The following is a 17015-nucleotide window of genomic DNA, read 5'->3' as shown; positions in this document are numbered from 1 at the left end:
CGGAAAAACGTGCGCACCATCATTCATCTCCGTATTGTTCGCGCTATGCAGCCAGTCAGGCCCTCTTCCTCCACCACGGCGCTGAGCATCGTGTGGGCACTGGCTCCGCTTCTGACCTGCGGCATCGGCACGCCGTTCACCATCGGCTTCGCCGCGGCCCGCAGGCGTGCCCCCGTGTTGTGGGTGGCGGCGGTGCTGTACCTCGGATGCCTGGTGGTGATGACCGCGCTCGCCGCCGCGTACGGCGACTCCTCGAACATGCCGGACTGGGTGGCCATGGTCATCGTGGTGGCGCTGTTCACCGTCTGGATCGGCGGTCTGATCCACTCGCTGGCCATACGCTCGGTGGTCTTCGGCCCCCGCCCGCCCCGGCGCGGCGCCCTCCCGCCGCCGCCCCACGGCTACCCGGCGGCGCGTCAGCAGTCCCCCTACCCGGCCCCGTCGTGGCAGCCGAGCCCGGCGCGGCCCGCGAGCCACTACCAGCCCGCGCCGCCGAGGCCCTACCCCACCCCGCAGGAGCGCCCCCCGTACGGCCAGAACCGGCCGTCCTACCCGCCGGCCACGCCGCCGCGGTACCCGCACGGCGCGCCGCCCGCGCCTCCCGACGCACCCCGCAACACGCCGCAGGACCGGCCCTCGTACCCGCCGGCCGCGGCGCGGGAACGGCCGTCGTACCCGCCGCAGGACCGCCCCGCGCCCCCGCCGCCGAAGCCCACGCTCGTGGAACGGCCGGAGCCCGGGCCGTCACAGACGCTGCCCACGCCGGACAAGACGTCCATCCTGCACAGCGGCGCGACGCTGCCCGGCCGGGACCCCGGGCCGCTGCCCGTGGGCGAGCCCACGCAGATCGGGCGCTACCGGCTGATCGGCAGCCTCGGCGAGGGTGGCCAGGGCGCGGTGTACCTGGGCGAGACGCCGGAGGGCACCCGGGTCGCGATCAAGGTGCTGCACGCGCGGCTGGCCACCGAAGGCAACGCGCGGCAGCGGTTCCTGCGCGAGGTGGAGGCCGCCCGCCGGGTGGCGCCGTTCTCCACCGCGCGGGTGATCGACGCCGACGTGGCCGACGAGCGGCTGTTCATCGTGAGCGAGTACGTCGAGGGCGCGTCACTGGAGCAGCTCGTGCGGGAACGGGGACCACGCAGCCAGGACGGCCTGGTGCGGCTCGCGCTCGGCACCTCGGGCGCGCTGGCCGCCATCCACCGGGCCGGCATCGTGCACCGCGACTTCAAGCCGAGCAACGTGCTGATCGGCACGGACGGGCCCCGGGTGGTGGACTTCGGCATCGCCAGGGTGCTGGACAACGCCACCGCGACCTCCAGCGGGGCGCTCGGCACGCCCGCGTACATGTCGCCCGAGCAGGTGTCGGGCGAGCGGGTCGGGCCGCCGTCCGACATCTTCAGTTGGGCGGGCACGATGTACTTCGCCGCGACCGGCACGCCGGCGTTCGGCGAGGACAACATCGCCGCGGTGTTCAACCGGATCTTCACCAAGCAGCCTGACCTGTCGGCGCTGCCGGACGGGCTGGCGGACGTGATCGGCAGGTGCTTCGACAAGAAGCCGGAGAACCGCCCCACGGCCTCGGACGTGATGCTGGCCATCGTGCATTAGGCGGCCGGTGTCACCGCATGACGGCCGGTACCGGAACACGCGGGGAATGCGGGGATAAGCGGGGGTTCGGTAATTTCGATTTTCGGATTCGGTAAGCCTGGCAGCCCGGCACGCGCTTCCCTTAGGTTTACACGGCGGTGTCAGCCGCCGTGTCCGGCCGCTCCGCAGGGAGGAGTTCGCATGCCGCCGTCGCCCGTCGCGCAGTGCCGTGCGGACATGGCCGAGGTCGCCGAGGCGGCCGGTGAGATCCTGCAGGCGCTCGCCGCCGTCCCGCCGCTGTTCGGCGACGCCACCTGGCACGGCGCCGCGGCCGACCGGTGGGCGGCGGACTGGTACGCCCGGTACGCGAGGCTGGTCAGGCTCCTGCACGACGTGCTCGCCGAGCAGCCCCATCTGATCGCCCGCCTTGAGGAGGCGGAACGCCGGAAGGTCGCGTTGTAGCAGACCCGGACGGCGGGCCGTCCGCGAGAGGGGGGACATGGACGAGTTCGTCGGTGTCGAACCGGCCGGCCTCCAGGAGCTGGCACGCCGGCTCCAGCGGCTGGAGTCCCTGCTCGCCGAGCACGGCCCGACGATCCAGCGGAAGATGCTCCAGTGGGACAGCACCCTGTCGTTCGCCGCCCTCCCCCACCTGGCCGACGAGGCCCTGCGTGACGCCCGCGACATGGCCGCCCGCGCCGCCAAGGCCCTCACCCTGGCCGACCCCCCGTCCGCCCCGGCACCGGCCTCCGGCGGATCACCCGCCACGTCCGCGACGACCGTACGCCTGGACTGGGAGGCCACCGGGCACGCCGGCGAGCAGGCCGAGCGACACGTGGAGGCCCTGTCCCGGGTCGTGGCGGGCGAGAACCCGGCGGGCGGGAGCCCGGTGGAGGGGAACGCGGCCAACGGGCACGCCGCGAACGGCGGCGCGGCGGACGGGAACGCGGGCCACGGGAACGCGGCGGCGCGTCTGCTCGCCGAGGATCTGGTCCGGCGGCTCGGGGACGCGGGCTATCTCGCCGCGTTCTGGGGGCAGGCCTGCCCGGTGGCCCTCCAGGCGGCGCGTACGCTGATCAACCGGGCGGGGCCGGGGCTGTTCGGGCCGGAGAGCGCGAGCATCCTGCGGGCTCTCGGCGGTGCGCTGGCCGCCGCCACGCGGATGCGGCGCGGGAACGGCCCCGACGCGCGGCCGCTGCTGCCGGACGCCGTGCTCGACGAGATCACCAAGCACCCCGACCAGTGGTCGGTCGCCATGCTCGTCAAGTACGGCCCGGACGGCAGGAGCTGGGACTGCGACATCCTCGCCGCCATCACCCGCGCCGTGCTGGAGGCCCACTCCACCGGCCGCATCGACCTGCCGGACCGGGCGCGGGGCACGGACTCCGACCCCGTGGCCGCCGTGCTGCGCCGGGCCGCCGAGAACGGCCGGGCCGCGCGGCGCCTGCTCGACGACCCCGCCACCTGCCCCGAGCACGCCGCGCTGCTGCGCGAGGCTCTCGCGAGGGTGTCAGCCGGCGAGCACCTTGACGACGCCGGTGAGGGCGAGCTGGAGCAGCGCGGCCGGGACCAGCCCTAGCCAGGCCAGCTTCTGCAACTGGTCGGCCCGCAGGCGCGGGAAGCTGACCCGCACCCAGATCACCACGAACGCCAGCGCGAAGACCTTCAGCAGCGTCCACACCGGCCCCGGCAGCAGCGGCCCCTGCCACCCGCCGAGGAACAACACCGTGGTCAGCGCGGACAGCACCACGATGCCGACGTACTCCGACAACATGAACAACGCGAAGCGGATGCCGGTGTACTCGGTCATCGGCCCCATGATGATCTCGGAGTCGGCGATCGGCATGTCGAACGGCGGCCGGCGCAGCTCGGCGAGGCCAGCGACGAAGAACACCACCGCGCCGATCGCCTGCCACGGCAGCCACCACCACTGCCAGGCCTCCACGATGCCGGGCAGCGACAACGTGCCCGCCGCCATCGCCACCGACGAGGCGGCCAGCACCAGCGGCAGCTCGTACGACATGAGCTGCGCGGCCGAGCGCATGCCGCCGAGCACGGAGTACTTGTTGGCCGACGACCAGCCCGCCATGATCGAGCCGAGCACCCCGACGCCCATCACGGCGAGCACGAAGAACAGCCCGGCGTCGAGGTCGGCGCCGATCAGCCCGGGCCCGACCGGGATGACGATCATCACGACGAGGTACGGCACCAGGGCCACGGCCGGGGCCAGGGAGAACACCCTGCGGTCGGCGGCGGCCGGGATGACGTCCTCCTTCTGGACGAACTTCACCCCGTCGGCGATGAGCTGCGCCCACCCGTGGAAGCCGCCCGCGTACATCGGGCCGAGGCGGGACTGCATGTGGGCCATGGCCTTGTGCTCGGTCTGCCCGACGATCAGCGGCAGGGTGAGGAACGCGATGACGATCACGGCGAGCCGCAGCGCGACGTCGAGCACCTCAGCCATCGCTCGCCTCCCCGGGCGCGGCGGGCTTCCCCCAGTCGGCGGGCACGCCGGGCGGCAGCACGCGGCGGCGGCTCGGCGCGCCGTGCCCGGACTCGCCGGGTTCCTTGGCGCCCGGCCACGGCTTGGCGACCCGGGCGGCGAGCACGAAGTCCTTGCGCAGCGGGTGGCCCTCGAAGCCGTCGGGCAGCAGCAGCGGCACCAGGTGGGGGTGGCCCTCGAAGACCACGCCGAACATCTCGAACGTCTCGCGCTCGTGCCAGTCGGCGCCGCGGTAGACACCGGTGACGCTCGGCAGGCGCGGGTCGGCGCGGGAGACCTTGGTGCGTGCCAGCAGGTGGACGTGCTCGACGGGGTCGAAGAGGTGGGCGACCACGGTGATGCTCTCGGGCGGGTCGTCCACGCCGGTCAGCCAGTCGAAGTACACGCAGCCGAGGCCGTCGCGGGCGAAGCGCAGCAGGTCGAGCCAGTCGGCGGGACCGATGTCCACGGTGGTCTGGCCGAAGGAGTCGGACACGGTGGCGCGTTCGCCGTACCGGTCCTCGACGGCGGCCCTCACGCGTCCACACCCTTCGGCGCGTACCGCTCGCCCAGGGACTCGCCGGCGATCTTCTCCTGCAACTTCATGATGCCGTACAGCAGCGCCTCGGGCCGGGGCGGGCAGCCGGGCACGTAGACGTCCACCGGGATGATCTGGTCGACGCCCTTGGTGACGCAGTAGGAGTCCCAGTACGGGCCGCCGCTGTTGGAGCAGGCGCCGAACGAGATGACGTACTTGGGGTCGGGCATCTGCTCGTAGAGCCGCTTGACGGCCGGCGCCATCTTGTCGGTGACGGTGCCGGACACGATCATCAGGTCGGCCTGCCTGGGGCCGTTGGCGAACGGGATGACCCCGAAGCGGATGAAGTCGTGCCTGCTCATCGAGGTGGCGATGAACTCGATGGCGCAGCAGGCGAGCCCGAAGTTGAACACCCACAGCGAGTAGCGGCGCCCCCAGTTGAGGATGAACCGCATGGGTTTCGGAGCGAGCCGGGAAACCGGCCCGACCGTGGGCATCGGGAGATCGCTGGCGGCCATGGTCGCATTCTCCCTCCTGCGACGTGATCCGGCGAGGCCCAGGTGCGCCGAGGGCCTGGTCAGGTCCAGGTCAGCACGCGCTTGCGGTAGGCGTACAGGATGCCGAGCGCGATGAACGCCAGGAAGACGAACATCTCGACCAGCGTGGTGAGGCCGAAGCCCGGCGCCGCGAAGACGGTCGCCCAGGGGAACAGGAACACCGCGTCCACCGCGAACACCACGTAGAGGTAGGTGAAGACGTAGTAGCGGATCTGCGTCTGCGCCCATCCCTCGCCGACCGGGTCGACGCCGCACTCGTAGGTGGTGAGCTTGTCGGGGGTGCTGTTGCGGGGGCTGAGCATGCGGCTGGCCAGCATCGCGCCGGCGAACACGGCACAGCCGATCAGCAGCAGTACGGCCACGACCAGGTAGGAGCTGTAGTAACCGCTCGTACCGCCCATACCGCCTCCACCTCCACGGGGCCGGCTCCCCTAAAAGTACACCAATGCCCCTGCGTCCCCCAGGCACTACCCAGCGGGACCGACGCACCCCCACGCCGCGGCTCCCCCGCTGGTACTGAAGGGGCTGGCGCGCCGCGGTTATACCTTTGTCACCGTCCCCGACCTGCCGGGTCCGGAGAGCATGGCGGCAGGACAGGTCCACGACGCCGCGCCGGGTGCCCGAAGCCGCGCCACACAGGCGAGGCGAGACTGGGGCCATCGGCATGAGCGACATATAGTTGGTGAACGTGACCAGTGACGTGCTCTACTCCCGCTTGCACGTTGATCTAGGCAGGCTCGCCGCAGGGCTGTGTACCTGGATCCGCTTCCGGCCGTGATGAGGCCGTGAGCGGACGTCTCCGACCCCCGTACGACCCCGGGTCCTCCCCCGGGAAGGACCACCGCCATCCACGGCCGTCCCCCTGACGGCTTGCCGGAACCGCGGAGAACACCGCCCGCCGTCCCAGAGACGGGTCACACCTCTGATCGACGCGCATGCGGAAAGAAGCCGAGCCACCCTTAGGGATCTAGCATGGAAGTGACATCGTGCCACCAGCGACGACGCCGCGCCGCGTCGAAGAGGAGTGAGCTGTGACCAAGCAGGTGCAGCAACTCGATCGCGTGATCATCCGATTCGCGGGCGACTCCGGCGACGGCATGCAACTCACCGGCGACCGATTCACCGCCGAGACCGCCGAGTTCGGTAACGACATCTCCACACTGCCCAACTTCCCTGCGGAGATCCGCGCCCCCGCGGGCACGCTCCCCGGAGTGTCGAGCTTCCAGCTCCACTTCGCCGACCACGACATCCTCACCCCCGGTGACGCCCCCAACGTCCTCGTGGCGATGAACCCCGCCGCCCTCAAGGCCAACCTCGGCGACCTGCCCCGCGGCGCCGACATCATCGTCAACACCGACGAGTTCACCAAGCGCAACCTGCAGAAGGTCGGCTACGCCGCGAGCCCCGTCGAGGACGGCTCCCTCGGCGAGTGGCGCGTGCACGCGGTGCCGCTGACGTCCCTGACGGTCAAGTCCCTCGAAGGCTTCGACATCTCCAAGAAGGACGCCGAGCGGGCCAAGAACATGTTCGCCCTCGGCCTGCTGTCGTGGTTGTACCACCGGCCGACCGAGGCGACCGTCAAGTTCCTGCGCGCCAAGTTCGCCAAGAAGCCCGACATCGCGAACGCCAACGTCGCGGCGTTCCAGGCGGGCTGGAACTACGGCGAGACCACCGAGTCGTTCTCGGTGTCCTACGAGGTCAAGCCGGCCAAGCTGGCCCCCGGCCTGTACCGCAACATCTCGGGCAACCAGGCGCTGGCGCTCGGCTTGGTGGCCGCGTCCGTGCGGTCGGGTCTGCCGTTGTTCCTCGGGTCCTACCCGATCACCCCGGCGTCGGACATCCTGCACGAGCTGTCCAAGCACAAGCGGTTCGGGGTGCGCACCTTCCAGGCGGAGGACGAGATCGCGGGTGTGGGCGCGGCCCTCGGCGCGGCGTTCGGCGGGTCGCTCGGCGTCACCACCACCTCCGGCCCCGGCGTGGTGCTGAAGGGCGAGACGGTGGGCCTCGCGGTCGCCACCGAACTGCCGCTGATCGTCGTGGACGTGCAGCGCGCCGGCCCGTCCACCGGCATGCCGACCAAGACCGAGCAGACCGACCTGCTGATGGCCATGTTCGGCCGCAACGGCGAGTCGCCGCTGCCGATCGTCGCGCCGTCCACCCCGTCCGACTGCTTCGACGCGGCGATCGAGGCGGCCCGGCTGGCCGTCAAGTACCGCACGCCGGTGATGCTGCTGTCCGACGGCTACCTCGCCAACGGCTCCGAGCCGTGGCTGCTGCCCGAGGTGGACGATCTGCCGGACCTGTCCGCCGACTTCACCGTGGCGCCGAACGGCGACGACGGCACGACGTTCCTGCCGTTCCGCCGCGACCCGCAGACGCTGGCCCGCCCCTGGGCGGTGCCGGGCACGCCGGGTCTCGAGCACCGCATCGGCGGCATCGAGAAGGCCGACGGCAGCGGCAACATCTCCTACGACCCCAACAACCACGACCGCATGGTCCGCCTGCGCCAGGCCAAGATCGACGGCATCGCGCAGGACATCCCGGCGCTGGAGGTCGACGACCCCGAGGGCGACGCCCGGGTGCTCGTGCTCGGCTGGGGCTCGACCTACGGGCCGATCGCGGCGGCGATACGGCGGGTCAGGCGGTCCGGCGGCAAGGTCGCGCAGGCCCACCTGCGTCACCTGAACCCCCTGCCGGCCAACACCGGCGAGGTGCTGCGCGCGTACGACAAGGTGCTGCTGCCGGAGATCAACCTCGGCCAGCTCGCGCTGCTGCTGCGTGCCCGCTTCCTCGTCGACATCATCAGTTACAACCGCGTGCGCGGTCTCCCCTTCAAGGCCGAGGAACTGGCCGGAGTGATCCAGGACGTGATCGACAGTGAGTGAAACCACGACCAACGGACATGTCGGTGATGTCGAGGGGCTCAGGGGCAGCGGGCTGACCCTCATCCCGCGGTCCGACGCCAAGCAGAGCCTGAAGGACTTCAAGAGCGACCAGGAGGTGCGCTGGTGCCCGGGGTGCGGTGACTACGCCATCCTGGCGGCGGTGCAGAGCTTCCTGCCCGAGCTCGGGCTGCGCCGCGAGAACATCGTGTTCGTCTCCGGCATCGGCTGCTCGTCCCGCTTCCCTTACTACCTGAACACCTACGGGTTCCACTCGATCCACGGCCGCGCCCCGGCCATCGCGACGGGCCTCGCGGCGTCCCGCCCCGACCTGTCGGTGTGGGTGATCACCGGGGACGGCGACGCGCTGTCCATCGGCGGCAACCACCTGATCCACGCGCTGCGCCGCAACGTCAACCTGAACATCCTGCTGTTCAACAACCGCATCTACGGCCTGACCAAGGGGCAGTACTCCCCCACCTCCGAGGTCGGCAAGATCACCAAGTCGACGCCGATGGGCTCGCTCGACAAGCCGTTCAACCCGATCTCGCTGGCGCTCGGCGCCGAGGCGAGCTTCGTGGCGCGCACCATCGACTCCGACCGCAAGCACCTGCAGTCGGTGCTGCGCGAGGCGACGGCGCACCGCGGCGCGAGCCTGGTGGAGATCTACCAGAACTGCAACATCTTCAACGACGGCGCGTTCGACCAGCTCAAGGACCCTGGGCTGCGTGACGACATCACGCTGCGCCTGGAGCACGGGCAGCCGATCGTGTCCGCCACCAAGGCCGCGCGCCGCGCGCCGGGCGGGGGCATCGAGGTCGTGGACCGCGCGGGTGTGCCCGAGAGCGACATCCTCGTGCACGACGCGCACAACCCCGACCCGTCGGTGGCGTTCGCGTTGTCCCGGCTGGACGAGCCGGCGTTCGAGCACGTGCCGATCGGCGTGTTCCGGTCGGTGGAGCGCCCGGCGTACGACACGCTGATGGAGCAGCAGGTCAACGACGCCGTCGCCGACCGCGGGCCGGGCGTGCTCTCCGACCTGCTGCGCGGCGGGGACACCTGGCGCGTCGGCTGACCCCGGCCACTCGCCGCCACCACGCACAAGGGAAGGCCCCCGCGGAAACGTCCGCGGGGGCCTTCCCTTGCCGGTCCTCCGGGCTCAGCCCGCGGAGACGGGCTTGCCGTCCTCCCAGACGTTGTCCCGCCACTCGTTGCCTGTCCCGTTCTTGTCCCAGTACGCGACCGGGCCGTGGTAGCCGCCCTTGGCCCAGACGTCCTTGCTGAAGACGTTGCCGACGACCTTGATGTTGGACGAGACGCCCTTGCTGCCCGCCCCGGCGTACAGCGAGTAGCCGCCGCCGGCCAGGAAGTTGCCCTCGACGGTGACGTTCCTCACCACGCCGAAGTCCTGGAACAGGGCGATGGCGCCGGTCTGGTCGAGGTTGTTGATCACCGTGTTGCCGCGGATCACCAGCTTGGCGCCGGACGGCGGGCCGGCGGTGCACATGATCATGTCGGTGTGGTCACCGGAGAAGTACTTCGGATCGTGCAGGTAGGAGTCCTCGATCAGGCCCTGCTCGGTGAGGATGCCGTTGCTGATCGTGTGGATGTCGGCCCGGCGCACGGTCAGGTCGCCGCCCTGGTTGATGATGCCGAACTGCGTCTGCTCCTTGCCGTTGCCGAACACCTCGCTGTCCTGCACCACCAGGCCGCTGCGGCCCTGGCGCTGGATGATGCCCCACTGGCCGGGCGACGCCGCGACCCGCGTGTTCTTGATGGTGACGTTGTCGGCGTCCACGTTGATCTCGCCGCGGACCTCCATGCCGTCGATGACCGTGCCGTCCTTGGTCACAGTGATCGACTTGCTCTCCTTCAGCGTGACCCCCGCGGGGACGCCGGTGTCGGCGGCGCCGGGGAACGAGCCGGTGGGCGGCGGCGGCGTGGAGCTGCGCGTCGGCGTGGGTGTCGCCTCCCGCGTCGGCGTGTTCGACGGCGTCAGCGAGGGCCGCGGGGTGGAGCTGCGGGTCGTGCTCGGCGTCGCGCTCGGCGTGCGGCTGCGCGTCGGCGTCGGCGTGGCCTCGGGCGGCGTGGGCGTCAGGCTCGGCGTGCTGCTCGGCGTGCCCGGCTCGGTCGGCGTGAGGCTCGGGGTCGGCGTGACCTCGCCGTCGGTGGGCGACGGCGTCGGCACGACCGTCGGGTCGGTGGTCGGCGCGCCGGTCGGCCGGCCGCTCGGGCGCGGGTGGTGCCAGCGGCGCTCGCGGTGCCGGAAGACCAGGTCCACGAAGTAGCTGACCCGGCGCGGGTGCACGCGGGAGGGGAAGCCGGCCTGCTCGGTGACGCCGAACACCCCGGCCTCCGCGGTGAGCGGGCCGGAGGTGACGGGCCGTTTGAAGGCGCCGGGCTTGGCGACGTACCCGCCGTTCTCGGTGTGGTAAGAGACGGTGTAGGTGCGTCCGGCGACGGTGCGGACCGGCTCGTCGAACAGCGCCTGCTGCCAGCCGCTCTTGCTCTCGCCGGTGAAGGTCACCTTGGCGAGCAGCTTGCCGCGGGAGTCCCACAGGCTGCCGCGGTGGACCCCGGTCTCACCGGCCGGCTTGTAGAAGCGGACGCCCGCGACCTCGCCGTCCTTGTTGGCACGGAATCGGGTGCCGAGCTCCAGCGGGGTGTTCTCCATCTGGGCCGTGCCCGCGACCTTCTTGGTCTTCCACAGGCTCGACTCCAGCGTCACCTCCGACGACACCGGCGCGGTGCTCGCGACCGGCGGCGGGGCGGGCGCCCGGTTGACGATCACGACCGTGACCGTCGCCCCCAGCAACGCCGCGGCGGCCAGTAAGGAGACCCGTCCGAGCACGGGGAACCGGGACGGCCTCCCGGCTCTGCTTCTCGTGGACCGGCGCTCGGGGCGCGAGCGGTCCGCATGCCGGCGAGTGCTCACTGGCACAGCCTCCACTCCGGCGCACCTGAGCGCCGATCATGTTTCAGTGCGAGGCCATTGTTGCGGTTGGGAAACGATGAGACAACCGGATCGCCTGGTTTTAACTGCTAATTGGGCCCAATTGGTATACGTAATGCGATTACGGCATCCCTTTCTCGCTCATCTCAGCAACCGGAAACGCAACAGACGTCCGGTTTCGCCTGATCAGCAGTGGCACGGTTCAACCGGACGAGCGGGCACGCAGCTTGGCGTAGTACGCGAGGCAGTCGTCGTACTGCGGCAGCAGCCCCTTCTCGCGCGCCTCGGCCAGGGTCGGCGCGGCGGCGTCCTTGGGCGACAGCAGCGGCCGCACGTCCGCGGGCCAGGCGATGCCGAGCGCCGGGTCCAGCGGGTGCACGCCGTGCTCGCGCCGCGGGGCGTACGGCTCCGAGCAGGCATAGATGACGGTCGCCTGGTCGGTGAGCGCCATGAACGCGTGGCCGAGTCCCTCCCCGACGTACAGGCCCCGCCGGGTGCGGTCGTCTAGCTCGACCGCCTCCCACCGGCCGAAGGTGGGCGAGCCGACCCTGATGTCCACCACGACGTCGAGCACGGTGCCCGACACGCAGGTGACGTACTTGGCCTGGCCGGGCGGCACGTCGGCGAAGTGCACGCCGCGCAGCACGCCGCGGCGGGACACCGAGCAGTTGGCCTGGGCGAGGTCCAGCCGGTGGCCGACGACCTCGGCCATGCGGTCCGCGCGGTACCACTCCAGGAACGTTCCCCGCTCGTCGGTGTGGAGGCCGGGGGTGTGCAGGTAGGCGTGCGCGATGCTCAGTTGCTTCACGCGCCCAGAGTGACATCTCCGTGTCTCAGTGCGCTATCGAATGGCCCGTGCCGCTCCGCGCGGCGGCGGCTTCTGCGATAGTTGGGCGGTCTCGTTTTGGAACGTGCCCAGCCCGCCCTCCGCCGGCCCGTGCCGCACCGCTCCGCCGTCCCCCCCAGTCTCCTAACCGCCGTCAAGGAGAGACAGTGAGCCGTCTGAACGCCCTCCGGAGTCGCTTCGTCGACGCCCCCGACTCGCTCGGGGCCAAGGCGAGGGCGCGACGCTGGAACTGGTTCGCCCAGCGCTTCCCCGACCTGTCCGAGATGTCGGTCATCGACCTCGGCGGCACGGCGGGCGCCTGGCTGCGGGCGCCGGTGCGCCCGGCGCGGGTACGCGTCGTGAACCTGGAGAAGCCCCCGGCCGAGTTGCCCGACTGGATGCGCGCCGACGTCGCCGACGCGTGCGACCTGCCGCGGGAGATCCGGAACGGCGGGTACGACCTGGTGTTCTCCAACGCGGTGATCGAGCACGTCGGCGGCCACCTGCGCCGTCAGCAGTTCGCCGACGCGGTGCACGAGCTGGCCGACCGCCACTGGGTGCAGACGCCGTACCGCTACTTCCCGGTGGAGCCGCACTTCCTGTTCCCCGGCTTCCAGTACCTCCCCATCGCCGCCCGCACGGCGCTGCTGCGGCGCTGGCCGCTCGTGCACACGCCGACCTCCGACCGGGAGGCGGCCCGCAACATCGTGATGGAGGTGGAGCTGCTCAGCATCACCGAGATGCGGCATTACTTCCCCTCGTCGCACATCCGGTTCGAGCGGCTCGGCGGTCTGGTGAAATCGGTCATCGCGCTGAAGGAGAAGGCCGGGTGAACACTTTCCCGGCCGTTCGGGAAACCCGCCTTACCCAGAAATGAATACCAGCCGCGAAGCCCCCGCGGCCGGGCGAGGCCGCCCGGCGCGGGACGCCCTGGCACGGGTCAGGGCCCCTCTGGCGAGGTTACGGGTGTGACAGAAGGGTCCCGATTGCCTGTCCCTGGTAAACCGGCGTCACCGTACGGGCGTCGATTCGTCGGGACCACGCTCCGCAGCGTGAGCACCACCGGGGATCACTCACCCATATCGTCACGTGGGAGCACCATGACATCGCGCAGTGCCGCGCGCCGGCCTTTGTCGGCGATCGCCGCGGCAGCGTTAAGTTTCATCGCATTTCTCACCGTGCCGGCCACGCCGGCCGGTGCCGCCGGCCCGTGCGACGCGGGCGGCAACAAGATCACCTGCGAGAACGACCAGCAGGGCAACGACCGGAGCGAGTGGGAGACCAACCCGCAGGGCACCGTCGAGGGCTACGCCGACCAGATGAGCGTCAACCTCGGCCAGACCGTCAACTTCAAGATCAGGTCCGCGGCCCTGACGCTCCAGGTCGACATCTACCGGATGGGCTACTACCGCGGCGACGGCGCCCGCAAGATCATCTCCGTGCCCGCCACCACCTCGGTCTCCCGCTTCCAGCCGAGCTGCCCGGAGAACGCCACCACCGGCGAGGTGTCCTGCAACTGGGGCACGGTCGCGAGCTGGACCGTTCCCACCACGGCCGTCTCCGGCATCTACTTCGCCCACGTGATCCGTCCCGACACCAACGACGACACCCACGTGGTCTTCGTCGTGCGCGACGACGCCAGCACCTCGGACCTGCTGTTCCGCACCGCCGACAGCACCTGGCAGGCGTACAACTCCTGGGGCGACATCCCCGCCACCGAGGAGAACCCCAACAAGGTCCACAACAGCCTGTACCGCGGCGACAGCGTCGCCGCCCCCGGCCGCGCCGTGAAGGTCAGCTACAACCGGCCGTTCAACACCCGCGAGTCCACACCGTGGGGCCGCGACTTCGTCTTCGCCAACGAGTACCCCATGGTCCGCTGGCTTGAGGCCAACGGCTACAACGTCACCTACCAGTCCTCGCTCGACGCCGCGCGGTCGCCCGCCACGCTGCTCACCCACAAGACGCTGCTGTCGGTCGGCCACGACGAGTACTGGTCGGGCGAGGAGCGCGCCGCGTTCGAGGCGGCCAGGGACGCCGGGGTGAGCCTCGCGTTCTTCAGCGGCAACGAGGTCTACTGGAAGACCCGCTGGGAGAACAACTACCGCACGCTGGTCTCCTACAAGGAGACCCACGCCAACGCGAAGATCGACCCCACGCCCAACGTGTGGACCGGCACCTGGCGCGACAACCGCTTCAGCCCGCCCGCCGACGGCAACCGGCCGGAGAACGGCCTCACCGGCCAGTTGTTCACCGTCAACTGCACCACGTCGGCCAACGGCTGCCAGGCGATCCCGCTGACCGTCCCGGCGGCCGACGGCAAGATGCGCTTCTGGCGCGGCACCACGGTGGCGAGCCAGTTCACCGGGTCGATCAGCTTCCCGGGCCTGGTGGGCTACGAGTGGGACGAGGACATCGACAACGGCGCCCGGCCGAAGGGCCTGGTGCGGCTGTCCAGCACCACCTCGATGGCCGAGCAGGTGCTCATCGACCAGGGCACCAACGTCGCCGAGAGGAGCGCCACCCACCGCATGACGCTGTACCGCGCGCCGAGCGGCGCCCTGGTGTTCGGCGCCGGCACCGTGCAGTGGAGCTGGGGCCTGGACGACGAGCACGACAGCTACGACTCCAACAGCTACGCCGACCAGCGGATCAGGCAGGCCACGGTCAACCTGTTCGCCGACATGGGCGTGCAGCCGAAGTCCCTGGTCTCGCCGCTGAGCCTCGCCGTCAAGTCCACCGACGTCACCGCGCCCACGGCCACGATCACGGCCCCGGCGTCCGGCGCCACCGTGAGCAACGGCTCCACCGTCACCGTCAGCGGCACCGCCCTGGACCTCGGCGGGCAGGTCGGCGCGGTCGAGGTCTCCACCGACAACGGCGGCACCTGGCACCCGGCCTCCGGCCGTACCGCCTGGACCTACTCGTGGAAGGTCACCGGCGTCGGCGCCACCACCATCAAGGTGCGCGCGGCCGACGACAGCGGCAACGTCGGCGCCGAGGCGACCAGGAACGTCACCGTCGAGTGCCCGTGCAGCCTGTTCTCGCCGTCCACCGTGCCGAACAACCCCGCGGAGAACGACGGCAGCGCGCTGGAGCTCGGCGTGCGCTTCACCCCGTCGGTCAACGGCTACCTGACCGGCGTGAAGTTCTACAAGGGCACCGGCAACACCGGCACCCACACCGGCACCCTGTGGTCGAGCACCGGCGACCCGCTGGCCTCGGGCACCTTCGGCGGCGAGTCCGCCACCGGCTGGCAGACGCTGAACTTCGGCTCCCCGGTGTACGTCACCGCGGGCACCGAGTACGTCGCCTCCTACTTCGCGCCGAACGGCCACTACGCCGCCGACGGCAACTTCTTCCGGTACCAGCCGCTGGTGAACGCGCCGCTCACCGCGCCGAAGGCCACCGAGACGGCGGGCAACGGCGTCTACCGGGCCGGGGCGGGCTTCCCGAACCAGACCTACAACGGCGGCAACTACTACGTCGACGTCGTCTTCACCGTCAACGACGTCTACCCGCCGGCGGCCACCTCGGCCACGCCGGTGCCCGGCTCCTCCAGCGTGGCCACCACGGTGCAGCCGAAGATCACCTTCGGTGAGCCGATCCAGTCCGGCACGGCGGTGTTCACCGTGAAGGACTCCACGCAGGCGAACGTCGCCGGCACCGTCTCGCTGGACGCCTCCCGCAAGAACCTCACCTTCGCGCCGGCCGCGCCGCTCGCCCCCGGCGAGCCGTTCACCGTGTCGGTCAGCGGGGCCAAGGACGACGCGGGCAACACGATGACCCAGCCGTACGAGTTCACGTTCACCACGGCCAAGGCGTGGGCCGCGGGCGTGTGCCCGTGCACGATCTGGCCGGACGTCACGGTGCCGGACAACCCGAGCGTCAACGACCCGGCGGCGGTGAACCTCGGCGTCAAGTTCCAGGCCTCGCAGGACGGCTTCATCGAGGGCATCCGGTTCTACAAGGGCCCCGGCAACACCGGCACCCACACCGGCACCCTGTGGAGCGCCACCGGGCAGGAGCTGACGACGGCGACCTTCACCGACGAGTCCACGCAGGGCTGGCAGGAGGTCTACTTCGGCACGCCGTGGCCGGTGACCAGGGACACCACCTACGTCGCGTCCTACCACGCCCCGAACGGCCGGTACTCGGCGACGTCCAACGGCCTCGCCTCGGCGGTCACCGCGACGCCGCTGCGCACCCTGGCCAGCGGGTCGAGCGGCGGCAACGGCGTCTACCAGTACGGCGCGCGTGCGTTCCCGACGAGTTCGTGGGGCGCGAGCAACTACTGGGTGGACGTCATCTTCACCAAGCTGGCCGACACCACCGCGCCGTTCATCACGATGCGGTCGCCCGACCACGGCGGCACCGGCGTGGCCACCGGCACCGCGGTGACCGCGACGTTCAGCGAGCCGATCGTGGAGAGCACCGCCACGATCACGGTGAAGAACGCCGCCAACCAGGCGGTCGCGGGCACCCGCTCGCTCAGCCAGTCCGGCACGCTGCTGACCTTCACCCCGGACGCGCCGCTGGCGCAGAGCACCACCTACACCGTGACGGTCAGCGGCGCCGAGGACGACTCGGAGAACGCCATGACCACCACGTCGTGGTCGTTCACCACCGGCGGCCCCGCGAGTTGCCCGTGCTCCATCTTCGCGAGCAACGCCGTGCCCGCCACCCCGTCGATCAACGACTCCAGCTCGGTGGAGCTCGGTGTGAAGTTCACCGCGGAGATGGACGGCGTGATCAACGGCATCCGCTTCTACAAGGGCGCGGGGAACACCGGCACCCACGTGGGCAACCTGTGGAGCGGCACCGGCACGCCGCTGGCCAACGGCACCTTCGTCAACGAGACGGCGAGCGGCTGGCAGACCCTGCTGTTCGACGTCCCCGTGGACGTCGTCGCCGGCCAGGTGTACGTGGCGTCCTACCTGGCGCCGAACGGGCACTACGCGGGCGACGGCGGCTACTTCAACGCCGGGCCCGTGGACAACTCGCCGCTGCACGCGCTGGCCAACGGCGGGGCGGGAGGCGCCAACGGCGTGTACCGGTACGGGTCGTCCTCCGGCTTCCCGACCGCCAGCTTCAACGGGGCCAACTACTGGGTGGACGTGCTGTTCACCCCCGGCAGCTGATCCCGCCATCCGTGTGCGATTCGATCGCCTGACGAACGAAAGGAGTGCC

At 70.9% G+C, this 17015-nt stretch carries 13 protein-coding genes; 7 read left to right on the top strand and 6 right to left on the bottom strand.

What is annotated here, in order from left to right; genetic code table 11:
• Window positions 1-45: 45 nt before the first annotated feature.
• The 3 genes from ABGB17_RS02485 to ABGB17_RS02475 all read left to right on the top strand — a co-directional run bounded on the left by ABGB17_RS02485 (window position 46) and on the right by ABGB17_RS02475 (window position 3166).
• Window positions 46-1608, top strand: a complete 1563-nt coding sequence (locus ABGB17_RS02485; protein WP_347626043.1) for a protein kinase — start codon at window positions 46-48, stop codon at window positions 1606-1608.
• Window positions 1609-1788: 180 nt separating this feature from the next.
• Window positions 1789-2049 carry a hypothetical protein gene (locus tag ABGB17_RS02480; RefSeq protein WP_347626042.1) on the top strand — a complete coding sequence of 87 codons (261 nt, stop codon included), beginning with the start codon at window positions 1789-1791 and terminating at the stop codon, window positions 2047-2049.
• A gap of 37 nt (window positions 2050-2086) precedes the next feature.
• Complete coding sequence (locus tag ABGB17_RS02475; RefSeq protein WP_347626041.1) at window positions 2087-3166, top strand: hypothetical protein; 1080 nt, start codon at window positions 2087-2089, stop codon at window positions 3164-3166.
• On the opposite strand, the gene nuoH is transcribed toward ABGB17_RS02475, so the two are convergent.
• The 4 genes from nuoH to ABGB17_RS02455 all read right to left on the bottom strand — a co-directional run bounded on the left by nuoH (window position 3098) and on the right by ABGB17_RS02455 (window position 5565).
• A complete protein-coding gene (gene nuoH / locus ABGB17_RS02470) occupies window positions 3098-4051 on the bottom strand; it encodes an NADH-quinone oxidoreductase subunit NuoH (RefSeq protein WP_347626040.1) in 954 nt (317 codons plus the stop codon). The two genes, ABGB17_RS02475 and nuoH, sit on opposite strands and share 69 nt — an antisense overlap.
• Window positions 4044-4607 (bottom strand): NADH-quinone oxidoreductase subunit C, encoded by a 564-nt coding sequence (locus tag ABGB17_RS02465; protein WP_347626039.1) that lies wholly within the window; start codon window positions 4605-4607, stop codon window positions 4044-4046. Before ABGB17_RS02465 ends, nuoH begins: the two co-directional genes overlap by 8 nt.
• Complete coding sequence (locus ABGB17_RS02460; RefSeq protein ID WP_347626317.1) at window positions 4604-5062, bottom strand: NADH-quinone oxidoreductase subunit B family protein; 459 nt, start codon at window positions 5060-5062, stop codon at window positions 4604-4606. Before ABGB17_RS02460 ends, ABGB17_RS02465 begins: the two co-directional genes overlap by 4 nt.
• Window positions 5063-5184: 122 nt before the next feature.
• Window positions 5185-5565, bottom strand: a complete 381-nt coding sequence (locus ABGB17_RS02455; RefSeq protein WP_347626038.1) for an NADH-quinone oxidoreductase subunit A — start codon at window positions 5563-5565, stop codon at window positions 5185-5187.
• A gap of 630 nt (window positions 5566-6195) precedes the next feature.
• Here ABGB17_RS02455 and ABGB17_RS02450 point away from each other — a divergent pair.
• Together ABGB17_RS02450 and ABGB17_RS02445 are read left to right on the top strand one after the other, a co-directional pair.
• Entirely contained in the window at window positions 6196-8049 is a 1854-nt protein-coding gene (locus tag ABGB17_RS02450; protein ID WP_347626037.1) for a 2-oxoacid:acceptor oxidoreductase subunit alpha, read from the top strand.
• Entirely contained in the window at window positions 8042-9121 is a 1080-nt protein-coding gene (locus ABGB17_RS02445; RefSeq protein ID WP_347626036.1) for a 2-oxoacid:ferredoxin oxidoreductase subunit beta, read from the top strand. The genes ABGB17_RS02450 and ABGB17_RS02445 overlap by 8 nt, the downstream gene beginning before the upstream one ends.
• A gap of 84 nt (window positions 9122-9205) precedes the next feature.
• On the opposite strand, the gene ABGB17_RS02440 is transcribed toward ABGB17_RS02445, so the two are convergent.
• Window positions 9206-10897 (bottom strand): DUF4082 domain-containing protein, encoded by a 1692-nt coding sequence (locus ABGB17_RS02440; RefSeq protein WP_347626035.1) that lies wholly within the window; start codon window positions 10895-10897, stop codon window positions 9206-9208.
• Window positions 10898-11201: 304 nt separating this feature from the next.
• Window positions 11202-11807, bottom strand: a complete 606-nt coding sequence (gene rfbC / locus ABGB17_RS02435; protein WP_347626034.1) for a dTDP-4-dehydrorhamnose 3,5-epimerase — start codon at window positions 11805-11807, stop codon at window positions 11202-11204.
• Window positions 11808-11992: 185 nt separating this feature from the next.
• On the opposite strand from rfbC, the gene ABGB17_RS02430 reads away from it, so the two are divergent.
• Window positions 11993-12658 carry a hypothetical protein gene (locus ABGB17_RS02430; RefSeq protein ID WP_347626033.1) on the top strand — a complete coding sequence of 222 codons (666 nt, stop codon included), beginning with the start codon at window positions 11993-11995 and terminating at the stop codon, window positions 12656-12658.
• Between the two features lie 345 nt (window positions 12659-13003).
• Window positions 13004-16966 (top strand): DUF4082 domain-containing protein, encoded by a 3963-nt coding sequence (locus tag ABGB17_RS02425; protein WP_347626032.1) that lies wholly within the window; start codon window positions 13004-13006, stop codon window positions 16964-16966.
• Window positions 16967-17015 lie beyond the last annotated feature (49 nt).

The sequence above is a fragment of the Sphaerisporangium sp. B11E5 genome, assembly GCF_039871875.1.
GTDB lineage: Bacteria > Actinomycetota > Actinomycetes > Streptosporangiales > Streptosporangiaceae > Sphaerisporangium.
Note: the sequence above shows the minus strand (reverse complement) of the source record. Positions and strands in the feature narration are given on the sequence as shown.